This is a genomic window from Pseudonocardia wallangbongensis, from assembly GCF_054486945.1.
The window spans coordinates 271,188-287,702 of record NZ_JBRERS010000006.1 but is presented as its reverse complement, the minus strand read 5'-3'; the positions used below and the strand labels follow the sequence as shown (position 1 = coordinate 287,702).

The 16,515-nt window shown below is 73.7% G+C and carries 14 protein-coding genes; 10 read left to right on the top strand and 4 right to left on the bottom strand.

Annotation, left to right across the window (positions count from 1 at the left end; translation table 11 throughout):
- Positions 1 to 18 precede the first annotated feature (18 nt).
- Entirely contained in the window at positions 19 to 867 is an 849-nt protein-coding gene (locus ACU436_RS23435) for a CPBP family glutamic-type intramembrane protease (protein ID WP_459028674.1), read from the top strand.
- Between the two features lie 13 nt (positions 868 to 880).
- Positions 881 to 1,795: an alpha/beta fold hydrolase gene (locus ACU436_RS23430; protein ID WP_459028672.1), complete on the top strand. Its 915-nt coding sequence runs from the start codon at positions 881 to 883 to the stop codon at positions 1,793 to 1,795.
- Here ACU436_RS23430 and ACU436_RS23425 read toward each other — a convergent pair.
- Both ACU436_RS23425 and ACU436_RS23420 read right to left on the bottom strand, forming a co-directional pair.
- Positions 1,775 to 1,957, bottom strand: a complete 183-nt coding sequence (locus tag ACU436_RS23425) for a DUF7455 domain-containing protein (RefSeq protein WP_459028670.1) — start codon at positions 1,955 to 1,957, stop codon at positions 1,775 to 1,777. The two genes, ACU436_RS23430 and ACU436_RS23425, sit on opposite strands and share 21 nt — an antisense overlap.
- Position 1,958: 1 nt before the next feature.
- Positions 1,959 to 2,180, bottom strand: a complete 222-nt coding sequence (locus ACU436_RS23420; protein ID WP_459028668.1) for a hypothetical protein — start codon at positions 2,178 to 2,180, stop codon at positions 1,959 to 1,961.
- 207 nt (positions 2,181 to 2,387) lie between these two features.
- On the opposite strand from ACU436_RS23420, the gene ACU436_RS23415 reads away from it, so the two are divergent.
- A complete protein-coding gene (locus ACU436_RS23415) occupies positions 2,388 to 3,002 on the top strand; it encodes an ATP-dependent Clp protease proteolytic subunit (RefSeq protein WP_459028666.1) in 615 nt (204 codons plus the stop codon).
- Positions 3,003 to 3,015: 13 nt separating this feature from the next.
- Positions 3,016 to 3,573: a ClpP family protease gene (locus ACU436_RS23410; RefSeq protein WP_459028664.1), complete on the top strand. Its 558-nt coding sequence runs from the start codon at positions 3,016 to 3,018 to the stop codon at positions 3,571 to 3,573.
- Between the two features lie 6 nt (positions 3,574 to 3,579).
- Here ACU436_RS23410 and ACU436_RS23405 read toward each other — a convergent pair whose 3' ends face one another.
- Together ACU436_RS23405 and ACU436_RS23400 are read right to left on the bottom strand one after the other, a co-directional pair.
- Positions 3,580 to 4,203, bottom strand: a complete 624-nt coding sequence (locus ACU436_RS23405) for a TetR/AcrR family transcriptional regulator (protein ID WP_459028662.1) — start codon at positions 4,201 to 4,203, stop codon at positions 3,580 to 3,582.
- 46 nt (positions 4,204 to 4,249) lie between these two features.
- Positions 4,250 to 5,449 (bottom strand): hypothetical protein, encoded by a 1,200-nt coding sequence (locus tag ACU436_RS23400; protein ID WP_459028660.1) that lies wholly within the window; start codon positions 5,447 to 5,449, stop codon positions 4,250 to 4,252.
- A 134-nt stretch (positions 5,450 to 5,583) separates the two neighbouring features.
- On the opposite strand from ACU436_RS23400, the gene ACU436_RS23395 reads away from it, so the two are divergent.
- From ACU436_RS23395 to ACU436_RS23370, 6 genes are all read left to right on the top strand, one after another.
- Positions 5,584 to 6,606, top strand: coding sequence for an alpha/beta fold hydrolase (locus ACU436_RS23395; protein WP_459028658.1), 1,023 nt, complete (start codon positions 5,584 to 5,586; stop codon positions 6,604 to 6,606).
- A 49-nt stretch (positions 6,607 to 6,655) separates the two neighbouring features.
- Complete coding sequence (gene moeZ, locus ACU436_RS23390; RefSeq protein ID WP_459028656.1) at positions 6,656 to 7,828, top strand: adenylyltransferase/sulfurtransferase MoeZ; 1,173 nt, start codon at positions 6,656 to 6,658, stop codon at positions 7,826 to 7,828.
- Between the two features lie 413 nt (positions 7,829 to 8,241).
- Positions 8,242 to 11,814 carry a hypothetical protein gene (locus ACU436_RS23385; RefSeq protein WP_459028654.1) on the top strand — a complete coding sequence of 1,191 codons (3,573 nt, stop codon included), beginning with the start codon at positions 8,242 to 8,244 and terminating at the stop codon, positions 11,812 to 11,814.
- Between the two features lie 124 nt (positions 11,815 to 11,938).
- Positions 11,939 to 12,760: a TIGR02569 family protein gene (locus ACU436_RS23380; RefSeq protein ID WP_459028652.1), complete on the top strand. Its 822-nt coding sequence runs from the start codon at positions 11,939 to 11,941 to the stop codon at positions 12,758 to 12,760.
- A gap of 133 nt (positions 12,761 to 12,893) precedes the next feature.
- A complete protein-coding gene (locus ACU436_RS23375; protein ID WP_459028650.1) occupies positions 12,894 to 14,264 on the top strand; it encodes a nitrate/nitrite transporter in 1,371 nt (456 codons plus the stop codon).
- Positions 14,261 to 16,315 carry a molybdopterin oxidoreductase family protein gene (locus ACU436_RS23370; protein WP_459028648.1) on the top strand — a complete coding sequence of 685 codons (2,055 nt, stop codon included), beginning with the start codon at positions 14,261 to 14,263 and terminating at the stop codon, positions 16,313 to 16,315. Before ACU436_RS23375 ends, ACU436_RS23370 begins: the two co-directional genes overlap by 4 nt.
- Positions 16,316 to 16,515: the final 200 nt, after the last annotated feature.

Genomic DNA, 16,515 nt, shown 5'->3' with positions numbered 1-16,515 from the left:
CCCGGTCATGCTGGCGCGGTGAGCGCCAGCGCGACGACGCCCGACAGTTCCGAGGAGCGGTCCGCCGCGCGGCCCACCTGGAACCGGCTGCTGGCCGCCGCACTGGTGATGGTCGCAGCGGTCGCGCTGTTCGGCCTGCAGGAGCGACTGATCGGGTACGCCCTGATCGTCGCCGGCCTGGTCGTCGCAGCGGTGGCGGACCGCCTGCTGCTGCGCCACCTGATCCTCATCTCCGCCGGCCTCGTCGTCATCAGCACGATGTCGCTGGCGGCGGACCTGAGCAACGCCGGCATGGCCCGTTTCACGATCACCCTGTCGTCCGCGGTCGCCCTGCCCTACGCCCTCTCGCGGTGGTGGTACCGGGAGGACATCATCAAGTTCCCGGTCCGAACCGGGAACCGGTGGAGCTGGTTCGAGTTCGGCTACCTCGGTCTGGTGGTCGTCGCGGGCTACCTGATCCTTCCGGTGTACTTCCTGGGCTCGGGCGCCTACCGGAACTGGCCCGACATCTCCGGAGCCGACGAGATCATCCGGCTCTTCATCGGCGTCAACGGAGTCGGCCTGTGGGACGAGCTGTTCTTCATCTGCATCGTCTTCGCCCTGCTCCGCCACCACTTCCCGTTCTGGCAGGCGAACCTCCTGCAGTCCGTCGTGTTCGTCTCGTTCCTCTGGGAGCTGGGCTACCGCGGCTGGGGTCCGCTGCTCACGGTGCCCTTCGCCCTGCTGCAGGGCTACATCTTCCAGCGCACCCGGTCTCTGCCGTACGTGGTCACCGTCCACCTGACCTTCGACGCGATCATCTTCGGCATCCTCGTGCACGCCTACAACCCGGGCCTGGCCGACATCTTCCTGACCGACCCGCGATAGCGCAGCTCCTCCGATGATCACCGCACGATCCGTCCCCGCCGCCGACGGCGTGCCGCTGCACGTCGAGCTGGACGGCCCACCGGATGCGCCCGTCACCGTCGTCCTGGTCCACGGCTGGTCGCTCGACCGGCGCACCTGGAGGCCGGTCGCCAGGTCGCTCGCGACCGGGCCCGCACCGGTGCGCGTGGTGCGGCCCGACCACCGCGGCCACGGCCGCTCGGCCGCCGTCGGGCCGGCGACGATGACGATCGACCAGCTCGCCGACGACCTGGCCGCCGTCATCGCCGCCACGGCACCGACCGGGCCGCTCGTGCTCGCCGGGCACTCGATGGGTGGCATGACGCTGATGGCGCTCGCGGACCGCCACCCGGACGTGGTGGCGCGGGCGGCCGGGGTGGCGCTGGTGGCCACCGCGAGCGGCGGGCTCGCCGAGCGCCCGTTCGGGCTGGCCCCGCCGGCGGCCGCGGTCTACCGCCGCGTGCAGCGCAGGGTGTCCGGCACGAGGGGGTGGTCGCGGCGGGAGCACTTCGGCAACCCGCGCCTCATCGCGCCCGCGATGCGGTGGCTCCTGCTCGGGTCCCGGCCGAGCCCGGAGGCGCGCCGGATCACCTGCGAGACCGTGGGAGCGTGCCGGCCGATCACCGTGTCCGGGTTCCAACCCACGCTGGAGGCCCACGAACGCGACGCCGTGCTCTCCGCGTACGTCGACATCCCGGCCGTCGTGCTCGTCGGCTCCCGGGACCGGCTCACGCCGGTTCGCGCGGCCCGGCGCATCGCGGACCGGCTGCCGTCGGCGGGCCTGACGATCTTCCCGGACGCCGGGCACATGCTGCCCCTCGAACGGGTGTCCGGCGTGTCGAGCCGGATCGCCGCGCTGGCCACGGGCGCCGTGGTCGAAGCGCCACTTTTACGCAGCGCGATCGCCTAGAAGTGGGGCCGGTCTGCCGGGCAGCGTGATCAGCTTCGCGCCGGCTTCCCGGAGGCGGTCGCCGTGCTCGCGGATGTGGTGGTTGCAGAAGTGCAGCTCGCCGGCCGGGAGCTCGGCGCGGACGCGGGCGCGGGCGGGGCAGCGGTCGCAGTAGGCGTTCACGTCACGCCGCCTCGAGCAGCGCGCGGCCGGTGGCCGTCAGGTGGGCGGGGCCGGCGCTGGAGCCGATGAGGCCCGCGGTGGCCAGCCGGCGGCCGACGAACTGGTCGCAGCACCCCAGCCCGTCGACGGCGAGGACGCCGATCGCGGAGACGGTGCAGCGGCCGGCGGCGACGGCGCGGAGGACGGCGCGGTCCCGGTTGCTGAGGTCGGTCGTGTTGATCATTTCTCGCTCCCTTCCGGGCCGCCGCGCTCCGTGTGGCGCGGTTGTAGGTGAGACCGGCGCCACTTCCGGAACTCATCGCCGGCGCGGGAAGTGCGTGCGCCGTCCGCTCTCGGCGAAAGGGGTTCGCCGCCCGCGAAGGAGCCCACGCGCTCCGCTGGGGCGCCGTTAGCGTCCGGGAGATCCACGCCCGACCGGGAGGTCATTCGGATGCGAACCGCGCAAGCCCGCTACGTCCTGCCGTCGTTCGTCGAGCGGACGAGCTACGGCTACCAGGAGTCGAATCCCTACAGCAAGCTCTTCGAGGGCCGCATCGTCTTCGTCGGGACGCAGATCGACGACGCCGCGGCCAACGACGTCATGGCCCAGCTGATCTGCCTGGAGTCGACGGAGCCGGACCGGGCGATCTCGATGTACATCAACTCGCCGGGTGGTTCGCTCACCGCGATGACGGCGATCTACGACACGATGCGCTACATCCGCCCGCCGGTGCACACCTACTGCCTGGGTCAGGCGGCGTCGGCCGCGGCGGTGCTGCTCGCGGCGGGGGCGCCGGGCCACCGGGCGGTCGTGCCCAACGCGCGGGTACTCATCCACCAGCCGAGCATCGACGTCCTGCGCGGCCAGACCTCCGACCTGGAGATCTACGCGGCCGAGGTGTCCCGGCTGCGCCGCCAGCTCGAGGAGGCACTCGCCGCGGGCACCGGGCAGACCGTGGAGCGCATCCACACCGACATCGAGCGAGACCTCGTCCTCACCGCCGGCGAGGCCGTGGCCTACGGCCTCGCCGACAACATCATCGCCAGCCGCAAGCTCCCCCGCTGAAGGAGATCACGCAATGAGTGCACCCACCCTCGACGACACCGTCTACAACCGGCTGCTGCGCGAGCGCATCGTCGTGCTCGGCCAGGAGGTGGACGACGACGTCGCCACGAAGCTCGTCGCGCAGCTGCTCCTGCTCGCGGGCGAGGACCGAAGCGCCGACATCACGCTCTACATCAACTCGCCGGGCGGCTCGGTGTTCGCCGGGATGGCCATCTACGACACCATGCACTCGATCGAGCCGGACGTCGCCACCGTGGCCACGGGCATGGCCGCCTCGATGGGCCAGTTCCTGCTCACGGGGGGCGCACCGGGCAAGCGGTTCGCGCTGCCGCACGCCCAGGTGATGATGCACCAGCCGTCGGGTGGAGCGGGCGGCTCGGAGTCGGACATCGTGATCCGCGCCGGCATGCTGTCCAAGCTCAAGAAGCGGATCGCCGAGCTCACGGCCGAGCACTCCGGGCAGTCGCTCGAGCGGATCGAGGCCGACTTCGACCGCGACCGCTGGTTCAGCGCCCAGGAGGCCGTCGACTACGGCCTGATCGACGGGGTGCTGCGCACACCACGGCGGTGATCGACCTCAGTCGTGGATGAGGGGGAAGCCGGCGAGGCCGCGCCACGCGAAGCCGGACATGAGGGCCACGGCCTCGTCCCGCGGCACCGCCTGGTCGGAGTCGAGCCAGTACTGCGCTGCCACCTGGCTCAACCCGACCAGCCCGACCGCCAGCAGGCGGGCGCGTGCACCGTCGAGGCCGGCGTCGGCCGTGACGGCCGCGGCGACGGTGTCGATGCAGCGGGTGAGCGCGCCGTCGACGACGGCCGCGGCCTCCGGCTCGCCGCGCAGGTCGGACTCGAACACCAGCCGGTAGGCCTGGCCTTCACCGGCGACGAAGTCGAAGTAGGCCGCGACGGCCGCGTGTACGCGCTGCTCGTTGTCGCTCGTGGCGTCGATCGCGGAGCCGACGCGCTGCACCAGCTCGTCGGCGTACGTGGTGAGCAGCGCCCGGTAGAGCTCGAGCTTGCCGGGGAAGTGCTGGTAGAGCACGGGCTTGCTCACGCCGGCCCGTTCGGCGATGTCGTCCATCGCGGCGGCGTGGTAGCCGTGGGCCGCGAAGACGTCCCGCGCGGCCAGGAGCAGCTGGGCCCGGCGCGCGTCGCGGGACAGGCGGGTGCCGCGGTGTACCGGTGCCGGCGCCTCGGTCATGCGGTTGCCCTCCGTCCGTCCACCCGATCGGGTGCGGAAGGACACCTTACCCGCCGGTAGCGGTGGGCCGCCGGGACCGCACGCTGTTGGCCGCGAGCACCGCAGCGCAGGCGGCCGTCGCCGCCGCCGCGAGCGTCGGGCCGAGCAGGCCGACGACGGTCAGCGGCAGCAGCGCCGCGACGCACGCGAGGGAGAGCACGAGGTTCGCCCGGGTGCGGGCGGCGGTGTCGCGGGCCGATCGGAGCGCGTCCACCGCGGTGGCGAGGTCGGCGTGGACCAGCGTCAGCGCCGGGCGGCGCGCGCCGCGGGCGTGCGGCGGGAGCTGGACGGCCAGGCCGGCGACGTCGAGCGCCGATCCGTAGCGCCCGGTGTCGGCGACCACCGCGACGCGGCCCGGGAGCTCCCGGACGAGCGGGACCACCTCCGGTGGCGAAACCCCGGCGAGCACGGCATCGGGTGCGAGCCCGGCGCGTGCGGCCACGGCCTGCGCGACCGCGGCCTCCTGGGCGGCCACGAGGACGGGCCGGACCCCGAGGGCGGTCAGCCCGCGCACGGCGGCCGCGGTCTCCGGCGCCACGTCGGGCCCGACGTCCAGCACGCCACGGGCCACGCCGTCCCAGGCCACGGCGACGGGGGTGCAACCGGCCGTGGCGGGCGCCGCCGGCAGGTCGATGTCGTGCGCCGCGAGGAGCTCCGCACCGCCGACGAGCACGGCGTGGGCGATCACGCGCTGCTCCGCGCCGGGAGCAGCCACCACCTCGGCCACGATCCCGCGCGCGCCCAGACCGTCCACGGAGTCGAACTCGGCGACGCCGGGCAGCCGGGGGGTCGCCCCCGCGATCGCGCGATCGATCGGCCGGTCGGACTCCTGGGTCACGGCTCCCGCGAGGCGCAGCACCTCCGCGTGCGGGACGCCGTCGACCGCGTGCACGAGGTGCACCTCCAGCTCGCCGCTGGTGAGCGTGCCGATTCCGGCGAGCACGACCGTGTCGACGTGCCGCGCGGCCGCGAACGCGTCGGCGCCGGAGACCAGGACACCGAGCCGGGCGGCCCGTTCCGTGCCGACGAGGCGCGGCAGGCCGGTGGCCAGGTGCAGGGCCGCGGGCACCGCGAGGAGGAGCACGGCGATGGCGGTGCCGAGCGCGTCGGCCGTCGGCGCGCCGCTGCCGAGCCGGTACGCGAGCACCCCCAGCGCCACCGCGCCGACCACGCCCGCGGCCGCGCTCTCCACCCGCCTGTCCGTCACGACGCCTTCCGTCTCGACCCGCCGCACCAGTGATCGGTACAACGGCCGAGGCCGCCGCCGATTACGTCCCCCGATCAGCGCGAGCCCGGTCACGGCAGGTGGCCCCCGCGGCGCCGCCGGGTCATCCTCGGAGGGTGACTTCCGCCGCGCTGCCGTTCGTCCGTCCGCTCCTGGCGCGCGCACGCCGGCCGCAGGCGGTGCCGGCGGGACCGCCGCTGGCGGACGCGGGCACGTTGCCTCCGCTCGATGCCCGCCAGGCCACCTGGCCCGGTGGCGAGGTCACATCCGGCGGCGTCACGCTGCACGTGCGCGAGACGCCCGGCCGGGGCGACACCTCGGCGGTCTACGTCCACGGGCTGTCCGGTTCGGCCACGAACTGGACCGACCTCGCCGGGCTGCTCGCCACCCGCGCCCCCGGCACCGCGGTCGACCTGCCCGGGTTCGGGCTCTCCCGGCCGCCCGCGTCGCGCGACTACTCACCCTCCGGGCACGCCGACGCCCTGCTCTGCTTCCTCGCCGGTCGCGGCCGGCCGGTGCACCTGCTGGGCAACTCGTTCGGCGGGGCCGTCGCGCTCGCCGTGGCCGCCCGGAGGCCCGAACTGGTGCGCACCCTCACGCTCGTGTCGCCCGCGATGCCCGATCTGCGCCCCGACCCGCGCCGCGTCTCCGACTGGAAGCTGCTGCTCGCGATGTTGCCGCTGGTCGGCGAGCGGGCCCGTGCTGAGCTCGCCGCGGTGGACCCGCGCACGCGCGCCGAGCAGGTCGTACGGCTCTGCTTCGGGGACCCGGCGGTCGCACCGGAGCACCGGCTGGCCGAGGCCGCCGCCGAGATCGCCGGGCGGGCCCGGCTGGCGTGGGCCCAGGAGGCCGCAGAGCGCACCGGTAAGGCGATGGTGGCGGGATGGCTGCGCGGGGAGTCGCTGTGGTCGGTGGCGGCCCGCGTGCAGGCGCCTACGCTGGTGGTGTGGGGTGAGCGTGACCGGCTCGTCGCGCCCCGGCTGGCCGGCCGCACCGCCGCTGCGCTGCAGCGCTCGCGGCTGCTGGTGCTGCCGGGTGTGGGGCACGTCGCGCAGATCGAGGCGCCCGAGATGGTGGCGCGCGCCGTCGCGGGCATGTGGGATTCGGTCGAGGCGGGGAGCTGGGAAGAACCCGGGTGACCGCGACGTTGCCGCAATGAGCCAGTACGTCGATGCGAGGAGCATGATCATGGCGCTACCGCCGCTCGTGGAGCCGGCCGCCGAACTGTCCAAGGAGGAGGTCGAGCGCTACAGCCGCCACCTCATCATCCCGGACGTCGGCATGGCGGGGCAGAAGCGGCTGAAGAACGCGAAGGTGCTGGTGGTGGGCGCCGGCGGGCTCGGCAGCCCGGCGCTGCTCTACCTCGCCGCCGCGGGCGTCGGCACGCTCGGCATCGTCGAGTTCGACGTGGTGGACGAGTCCAACCTGCAGCGGCAGGTCATCCACGGGCAGTCCGACGTCGGCCGTTCCAAGGGCGAGTCGGCCCGCGACTCCATCAAGGAGATCAACCCGTTCGTCGAGGTCCGGCTGCACGAGACGCGGCTCGACTCGTCGAACGTGCTCGAGGTCTTCCGCGACTACGACCTCATCCTCGACGGCACCGACAACTTCGCCACGCGCTACCTCGTGAACGACGCGGCGGTCCTGCTCGGCAAGCCGTACGTGTGGGGCTCGATCTTCCGGTTCGAGGGTCAGGCGTCCGTCTTCTGGGAGGACGCTCCCAATGGCCAGGGCCTCAACTACCGCGACCTCTACCCGGAGCCGCCGCCGCCCGGGATGGTGCCGTCCTGCGCCGAGGGCGGGGTGCTGGGTGTCCTGTGCGCGTCGATCGGCTCGATCATGGTGAACGAGGCGATCAAGCTGATCACCGGCATCGGTGAGCCCATCCTGGGCCGGCTGATGGTGTACGACGCCCTGGAGATGAGCTACCGCACCATCAAGATCCGCAAGGACCCGAGCACGCCGAAGATCACCGAGCTCATCGACTACGAGGCGTTCTGCGGGGTGGTGTCCGACGACGCGCAGGAAGCCGCCGCCGGCAGCACCATCACCGCGCTCGAGCTCAAGGAGATGATCGACGCGGGCAAGGACTTCGAGCTGATCGACGTCCGGGAGCAGAACGAGTTCGAGATCGTCAGCATCCCGGGCGCGAAGCTCATCCCGAAGGACCGGATCCTGTCCGGCGAGGCGCTCTCGGAGATCCCCCAGGACAAGCCGGTCGTGTTGCACTGCAAGTCCGGTGCGCGGTCGGCCGAGGCCCTCGCCGTGCTGCACCGGGCCGGCTTCAAGGACGCCGTGCACGTCGGTGGCGGCGTGCTCTCGTGGGTCAAGCAGGTCGACCCCTCGCAGCCCGTGTACTGAGCGCAACCCGGAGCCCTACGCGACGGCGCCCCCACCCGACACCTGGTCGGAGGGGGCGCCGTCGGCGTCTCTGTGAGCAGGCGTTCTTACTGATGCAAGAACGAATGGGATGAGCACGGGAGAAAGTGCTCGAATGGCCCAATCGGACCATTCTCGATCACTCAAGGTGATCGAGTTCCTGCCGTCGTGTTGGTCGAACGGAGCAGTGACACCCGGTCGAGTGCCGAGTAGCGTTCCGAAGCCGGAAGATCAAGACGGATCTGCAGGGCCGTGGTGTCGGGGTGCGCCGCGGCGCACATCACGGCCGACTGGCGGAGCGTCCCGAGTTCCGGCATGCCTTCCGTCACCCGGCGATGGGGGTCGCACTGGTGGACGACAACGCGAGACGCTGCGCCCTGCCCGGGTGCAACGAGGTGATCGAGGACATCCCCGGTCGTCCGCCTCGCCGATATTGCACGGCAGCGCATCGCGCCGCCGCCCGGCAGGCCCGGCGGGCTGCCGCGCAGGCCGGGCAGGACGCGCGCCTCGCGGACACGCTTCCCTGGCTGCTGGACCCGCTGGACGATCCGTCGGCACCGCCCGTCCCGCACGGAGTGCGGGAGCAGCGGGCCCTCGTCGAGGCGCGCCGCGCGCGGCGCGCCTCGAACGCGGCCATCGCCCGGGCCGGCGCGTCGCGCGCAACCGGGCGCAGGCGCCGCACCATGGCGGTGTTCGGCGCTGCGGGCATCCTCGCGGCCACCTACGTCTTCACCGCATCCGAGCCGATCGCGCCGCCGCCGTCGGTGCCCGCCCCGCCAGGGGTCGACCCGCGGGCCGACTGGATCGCGCACGCCCAGATCGCCCTCGCCTCGCTCGACAGCCAGCTCGACACGCTGACGCAGACCGAACGCGAGTGGACGAGCCTGCCTCCGGACCGCCGCTCGGTCACACCGCCCGAGGTGGAGGACCTGCAGGCGCGCAAGGCCCTGCTCGAGCGGCGGAAGACCACGCTGCGGTCCCAGATCGACACCTACCGCTCCCTCGACCGCGCCCGGACGGACCTGCAGAGCACGGAGCGCCAGCTGCAAGCCGTCGAGGAAGCGCTCGCGGCCGCCCCGTCCGGTCGGCGCAGCCCCGAACGGACGTCCGAGCTCGCCGCGCTCGACGAGCAGCGTGACCTGCGGTTGCGCCAGCAGGAGGCGAAGCGCGACCAGTTGGAGGACCTAGAGCGCGGCGTCGACAACGCCGTTCGCGCCCCGCTGCCCGACGACGACGAGCAGACCGAGGAGGTCCGCCGGCGCGTCCTCGACGTGGTCGACAACAGAGGTTCCGACGAGGAGCCGGACGACGAGGGCTCCGGACGTTCGGAGGACTCCGAAGGGGACGACCACGACGGCGACTCCGACGGCGAGAACTCCGAGGGCGACGAGCCCGACGGCGACGAGCCCGACGACAACGAGGAGCAGGGCGACGCGCTGCCCGACCTCCCCGACGTCATCGCCCGCGACGACAACGAGGACCAGGAGCGGCAGGACACGTCCAACGGGGCACCGCCGGACCCCCGCGGCCCGGGCGACGAGTCCGCGGAGCACGACGACGACCCCGATTCGCAGGCCGGTGCGGACAAGCCGGACGTCCGGGCGGACGGGGGCCCCGCTCGCGGGCCGCTCGGGGACGCTCTGGGCTCGTTGGGCGACGCGCTCGGCGGCGAGCAGAGCGGCGGTGATGCCGACCACGACAGAGGTCGGGATCCGGGGGACCGACCTCCGGCCGGCGACGGGCCCGGGGCGGCGGCCGGCGGTCAGGATCGGGATCCGGGCGACGGCGGGAAGGACGACAACCCCGGCGGCGAAGGCGGCGGGAACCCCGACGGGCCCGTCGGAGAGGCCCTCGACCCGCTGGGCGAGGCACTCGGCGGGGACGGGCCGACCGGCACCGACCAGCGGGAGGGGCCCGGCGAACGTGGCCCGGCCGGTGGTGCTCCCGGCTCCGCGGGCGATGCGCCGGGTGCCGGGAACGAGGGAGAGCGGGAGAGCGACGGGCCGGGCGATCGAGGACGTGGTGGTGGCATCGGTGATGCCCTCGGCCCCGTGGGCGAGGCACTCGGCGGTGACGGGGACGCGGGCGACCCGCCCTCCGGCGCGGAGAGGCGCGACCGGGGCGGGCCGGGCGGTGGTGGCCCGGCCGCCGCCGCCGAGGAGCCCGGAGGTGGGAACGGCGCCGGTGAGCCGGACTCCGCGGGCGACGGGAACGGGGAACCGGGGACCGACGGCGGGCCGGGCGATCGAGGACGTGGTGGTGGCGTCGGTGATGCCCTCGGGTCCGTCGCGGACGCACTCGGCGGCGAGCGGGGCGCGGGCGGCCCGGACTCCGGCCAGGAGGACGAGTCGCCGGGCAGCGGTGGTGGCCCCGGTGCGGAGTCGGGCGGCGGCCGTTCCCCTGGTGGGATCGTCGGCGATCTTCTCGGCGGTGGCGACCGGTCGGACCACGACGAGGGCCGCGATGACGGCGCCGGGAGCGGCGGTGGAGACGACTCCGGCGGTGGGGACACGGCCGGGCCGCTGCGCGGTCTGTTCGGCGGCGGCGACCGCGACGACGGCGACCGGGGTGACGACGCCGACGACGCCGACGACGAGGGCGACAGCAGGAGCGACCGGGGCAGCGGGTCCGACAGCAAGCCGAGCGGCGGCGGGTCCGACGATCGCGACGGGGACGGCGGCGATTCGGGCTCCTCGAGGCCGGACCGGAAGGTCACGGGGGTCGTCGAGGCCGTCGACGAGTCGCTGACCGGGAACGACGATCGCGAGGACGACCGCGGCGGCGGGACCGACCGCAAGCACGACGACGCGAGCGACCGCGGCTCCGAGCGGTCCCGCGAGGACTCCGATGGTGGTCGTCGGGGTGCCCGCTCCGGCGACCACCGCGATGCCGACCGCTCGGACTCCGACGACTCGGCCCGCTCGGACGACGCCGAACGGGCCGGTCGGGTCCTCGATGCGCTGGGTGGTTCCGGGCTCGGTTCCCTGCTGGCAGCCGCGGCCGAGCGGAGCGACTCGTCCGACGGAGATTCGGACGAGTCGGACCGCGACGCGGACCGCAAGGACTCCGACCGCCGATCGGATGGTGACTCTCCGGAACGGGACTCCTCGGACGACGACTCGTCGGGTGAATCGTCGGACCGCGACTCGGGGTCCGACGACCTGAGTGGGTGGGACGAGGACGAGCTGGAGGCGGCCGTCTGGGATGCGCTCGCATCCGAGGACTCCTCCGACGAGGACTCCTCGGACCGCGATTCGGACCGTGATTCCTCGGACCGCGACTCGTCGGACCGCGACTCGTCGGGCCGCGGCTCGGACGAGGACTCGGCCGACGGTGACGACCGCTCGGACCGGGAGACCGGGCGGGAGTCCGACTCGGAGCGGGACTCCGACGACCGGTCCGACGAGGAAGCGGACCAGCGCTCGGACCGGGACCCGGACTCCGAGCGCGACGCGGATGGCGACTCCGAGCGGGAAGCCGAACGGGACTCGGATGCCGACCGGGACTCCGATGAGGACGTGGACCGGGACTCGGACCGGGACTCGGACCGGAGGTCAGATGACGATTCGGACCGGGATTCGGACGAGCGCTCCGACCGTGACTCCGACGACTCGGACCGTGACTCCGACGACTCGGACCGTGACTCCGGCGAATCCCACCGTGACTCCGACGATTCCGACCGTGACTCCGACGACCGTGACTCCGACGACCGTGACTCCGACGACGGTGACTCCGACCGGGGAGACGACGACGGGGATGACGGCGACGGGGATGACGGCGACTCCGGCGACTCCGACGAGGGAGACGACGGGGGAGACGACGGTGACGATGACGGTGGTGACGATGACGGTGGTGACGATGACGGTGGTGACGACGAAGGGGGAGACGATGACGGGGGAGACGACGGCGGCGATGACGGGGGAGACGACGGAGGCGGGGACGACGGCGGCGACGGAGGCGACGACTGAGTGACCACGGCCGCGACGACGGCGAGTGATCATCACGCCGGGCCGCCGCCCGATCGCGCGGCGCCGCGACGCGCCCCCGCGTGGCACCCCGGAACGGTTGCGCAGCGCAGGTAGCGTCGCCTGCGTGACTGCTGCGCCCGTCATGCCGCCCGCCGGGACCACCCTGCCCGTGCACGTCCGCACCGCGTTCGGTGTGAACGACGTCGAGCCGCGTCCGGTGGTGTGGGCCGGCCGGCGTGCATGGCACTGCGCCGATGTGCTCGTGCGCCCGGTGCCCGACAACGTCGTGGCGGCGTGGTCTGCGGCCGTGCTCGACGGGCTCCAGGTCGACGGCGTGCGCATCGCCCGTCCGCTGCGCTCGTCCGACGGGCGGTGGGTCGTGGGCGGCTGGGCGGCGTGCCGCTACATCCCCGGGTACGTCGAACCCCGCTACGACGAGGTGGTCGAGGCGTCCGTGCGGCTGCACGCCGCCACCGCGAGCGTCTCCCGGCCCCGCCTGCTCGACGACCGGGACGACCTGGTCACCCGGTCGGCCGCCGGAGCGTTCGGCGAGCGGCGGCTGACGCTCGACCCGGCCACCGGTGGCGAGCTGTACACGCAGCTCGCCGAGTTCCGCAAGCCCGTGCAGCTCACCCCGCAGCTGGTGCACCCCGAGCTCTTCGGGGCGGTCCTCTTCGACGCGCAGGGCGTGCCGGCCATGATCGACCTCGTGCCGTGCTGGCGCCCGGCGCAGTGGGCGTCCGCCGTCGTCGTCGTCGACGCGCTGGCGTGGGGTGGCGCCGACGAGGAGCTGCCCCACCGGTGGACGCACCTCGAGGAATGGCCGCAGGTGCTGCTGCGGGCCCTGCTGCACCGCGTGGCGCTGCACGCGCAGCACCCCGACGCCTCGCCCCGGACCCTTGCCGGGCTGCAGCGGGCGGCGGGCGCCATCGGCCCGCTGCTGTAGCACTGGCGGCGGCCTCACGTCGAACGCACCGCCCCGGTGAGGGCGGCTTTGCGTTGCCGTCACATCGAACCGACGGGCCGGTAACGGGCCCTGCATAGCGTCGCGCCGGAGACGACGAACCGGGAGGACCGGCGTGACGACGACGGCAGACGCACCCCTGCTCCGCGGGCGGTGGATCGACCACTGGGACCCCGAGGACAGGGGGTTCTGGGAGCGCACGGGCGCCGAGGTGGCGAACCGCAACCTGTGGTTCTCGATCCTCTCCGAGCACATCGGGTTCTCGATCTGGACGATGTGGTCGGTCCTCGTACTGTTCATGGGGCCGGAGTACGGCATCGACGCGGCGGGGAAGTTCTTCCTGGTCGCCGTGCCGACGTTGGTGGGGTCGGTCCTGCGGCTGCCCTACACGATGGCGCCGGCCCGCTTCGGCGGCCGCAACTGGACGATCGTCAGCGCGGCGCTGCTGCTCGTCCCGACGATCCTCGCCGCGATCGTCATGCAGCCGGGCACGCCCTTCTGGGTGTTCGTCCTTGTCGCCGCCGTCGGGGGGCTGGGCGGCGGGAACTTCGCCTCGTCCATGGCGAACATCAACGCCTTCTACCCGGAGCGGAGGAAGGGCTGGGCCCTGGGGCTGAACGCCGGTGGGGGGAACGTCGGCGTGCCGGTCATCCAGCTGGTCGGCCTGCTGATCATCGCGACCGCGGGGGCCGGGGCGCCCCGGATCCTGCTCGGCGTCTACATCCCGCTGATCGTGCTGGCCGCCACCTGCGCCGCGCTGAAGATGGACAACCTCACGTCGATGCGCAGCGACACCGGGGCCTTCCGGGAGGCCTGCAAGGAGCCGCAGACCTGGGTGATGTCGTTCCTCTACATCGGCACGTTCGGCTCGTTCATCGGCTACAGCTTCGCGTTCGGGCTCGTGCTGCAGAACCAGTTCGGCCGCACCCCGCTGCAGGCCGCCGCCGTGACGTTCATCGGCCCGCTGCTCGGCTCGCTGATCCGGCCGGTGGGCGGGTGGCTCGCCGACTCCCGCGGTGGCGCGAAGGTCACCTTCTACAACTTCGTCGCGATGGGCGTCTCCACGGTGGTGGTGATCGCCGCGTCGGCCATCGACTCGCTGGCGCTGTTCACGGCCGGGTTCGTGCTGCTGTTCGTGTTCAGCGGCGTCGGGAACGGTTCCACGTACAAGATGATCCCGGCGATCTTCCGGGGCCAGGCGCGGGTGGCGGTCGAGACCGGAGCCTCCGAGCCGGAGGCGGCGTACCTGCGGGCGCGGCGCGTCTCCGGTGCCGTGATCGGCATCGCCGGCGCGGTCGGCGCGCTGGGCGGCTTGTTCATCAACCTGGCGTTCCGGCAGTCGTTCATGACCGCGCAGTCCGGCGACCCGGCCTTCTGGTCGTTCCTCGCGTTCTACGTGGTGTGCATCGTCGTGACGTACGTGGTGTACCTGCGCCCCGTCCCGGCCGAGGTCGCGCACCCGCGCGTGGCCTACGCGGGAGTGTGACGGCCCCGGTCGCCACCCACTGCCCCTACTGCGCCCTGCAGTGCGGGCAGTGGGTCGGTGGCGCCGGCGACGTCGACGCGCGGGACTTCCCGACCAACCGGGGCGGCCTGTGCCAGAAGGGCTGGACCTCCGGCAGCCTGCTGACCCACCCCGACCGGCTCACCACGCCGTTGATGCGCACGTCGCGCTCGGCCCCGCTCGGCGCCGTCGGCTGGGACGCGGCGCTCGGGCACGTCGCCCACCGGCTCCGCGAGCTGCGGGCCGAGCACGGCCCGGACGCCGTCGCGGTCTTCGGTGCGGGCGGGCTCACCAACGAGAAGGCCTACCTGCTGGGCAAGTTCGCGCGGGTCGCGCTCGGCACGTCGCAGATCGACTACAACGGCCGGTTCTGCATGTCGTCGGCGGCCGCGGCCGGCAACCGCGCGTTCGGCCTCGACCGCGGGCTGCCGTTCCCCGTCACCGACCTCGGCGCCGCCGAGGTGGTGCTGCTCGCCGGCGCGAACCTCGCCGAGACGATGCCGCCGCTGATGGGCCACCTCGACGGCGCCCGGCTCGTGGTGGTGGACCCCCGCCGCACGCCGACGGCGGAACGGGCGGTGGCGTCGGGCGGCATGCACCTGCAACCGGTGCCCGGCACGGATCTCGTGCTGGCGCTGGGGCTGCTGCACGCCGCCGTGGTCGACGGGCACGTCGACGCCGACTACCTGGCCGAGCGCACCACCGGCTTCGACGAGGCATGGCGGGTCGCCGCGCAGTGGTGGCCCGAGCGCGCGGAGCGGGTGTGCGGGGTGCCGGCCCCCGACATGCGCACCGTGGCCCGCCTGCTCGCCGACGCCGCGCGGCGGTACGTGCTGACCGCGCGCGGCGCCGAGCAGCACGCCCACGGCGTCGACACGGTCTCGGCGTGGATCAACCTCGCGCTCGCGCTGGGCCTGCCCGGGCGACCGGGCTCGGGCTTCGGCACCGTCACGGGACAGGGCAACGGGCAGGGTGGGCGGGAGCACGGGCAGAAGTCCGACCAGCTGCCCGGGTACCGCTCGATCAGCGACCCCGCCGCCCGCACGCACGTCGCGGGCATCTGGGGCGTCGATCCGGACGGCCTGCCCGGCCCCGGCCGCAGCGCCACCGAACTGCTCGCCGCGCTCGGCCGCCCGGACGGCCCGAAGGCGCTGCTCGTCTTCGGCTCGAACGTGCTCGTGTCCGCGCCGGACGTGAACGCGGTGGCCGAGCGGCTGGCGGCACTCGACCTGCTGGTGGTGGCGGACGTCTTCCCGAGCGAGACGGCGATGGCCGCCGACGTCGTGTTCCCGGTAGCCCAGTGGGCCGAGGAGGAGGGCACGATGACCAACCTCGAGGGCCGGGTGCTGCGCAGGCGGTGGGCCATGGCGCCCCCGGACGGGGTGCGCACCGACCTGGAGGTGGTGTCCGGGCTCGCCGCGCGGCTCGGCGTCGCCGGGTTCCCCGCCGAGCCCCGCGCCGTGTTCGACGAGCTGCGGGCGGCGTCCGCCGGCGGGATCGCCGACTACTCGGGCATCAGCTACGACCGCCTCGACGCGGGCGAGGCGCTGCACTGGCCCTGCCCCGCTCCCGGCCACCCGGGCACGCCGCGCCTGTTCACCGAGCGGTTCGCCCACGCCGACGGTCGCGCCCGGCTGGTCCCGGTCGACCACACGCCGTCGGCCGAGCTGCCCGACGCCGACCACCCGCTCCGCGCGACCACCGGACGCGTGCTCGCCCACTACCAGTCGGGCGCGCAGACGCGCCGCGTGGCGGAGCTCGCCGGCGTCGTGCCCGAGTCGTTCGTCGAGGTGCACCCCGACACCGCGGCCCGTGCCGGGCTCGCCCACGGCGACCGGGCGCGGGTGGTCTCCCGGCGCGGGACGGCGCACGCCCGCGTGCGGTGCGTGCCGAGCCTGCGGCTGGACACGGTGTTCCTGCCGTTCCACTTCGGGGCCGAGCAGGCGGCCAACCGGCTGACCAACCCCGCGCTGGACCCGATCAGCCGGATGCCGGAGTTCAAGGTGAGCGCGGTGCGGCTCGAACCCGCGTGACGGATTGCAGCCCAACGCACTTCCGGGGAGCCACCGCCGCGGCGGAGCAAGGCGGGGGCTCGCCGGGACAGCGCAGCCACCTTCACGCAACGACGTGGCATGAATGTGGCCTTGCTGCAATCTCCGAGCGGGTGACGCGCCACACCTCTCACGGGAGCGGGCCGGCGATGTGCGAGCGGCGTTACCTCTCCGTCACGAAG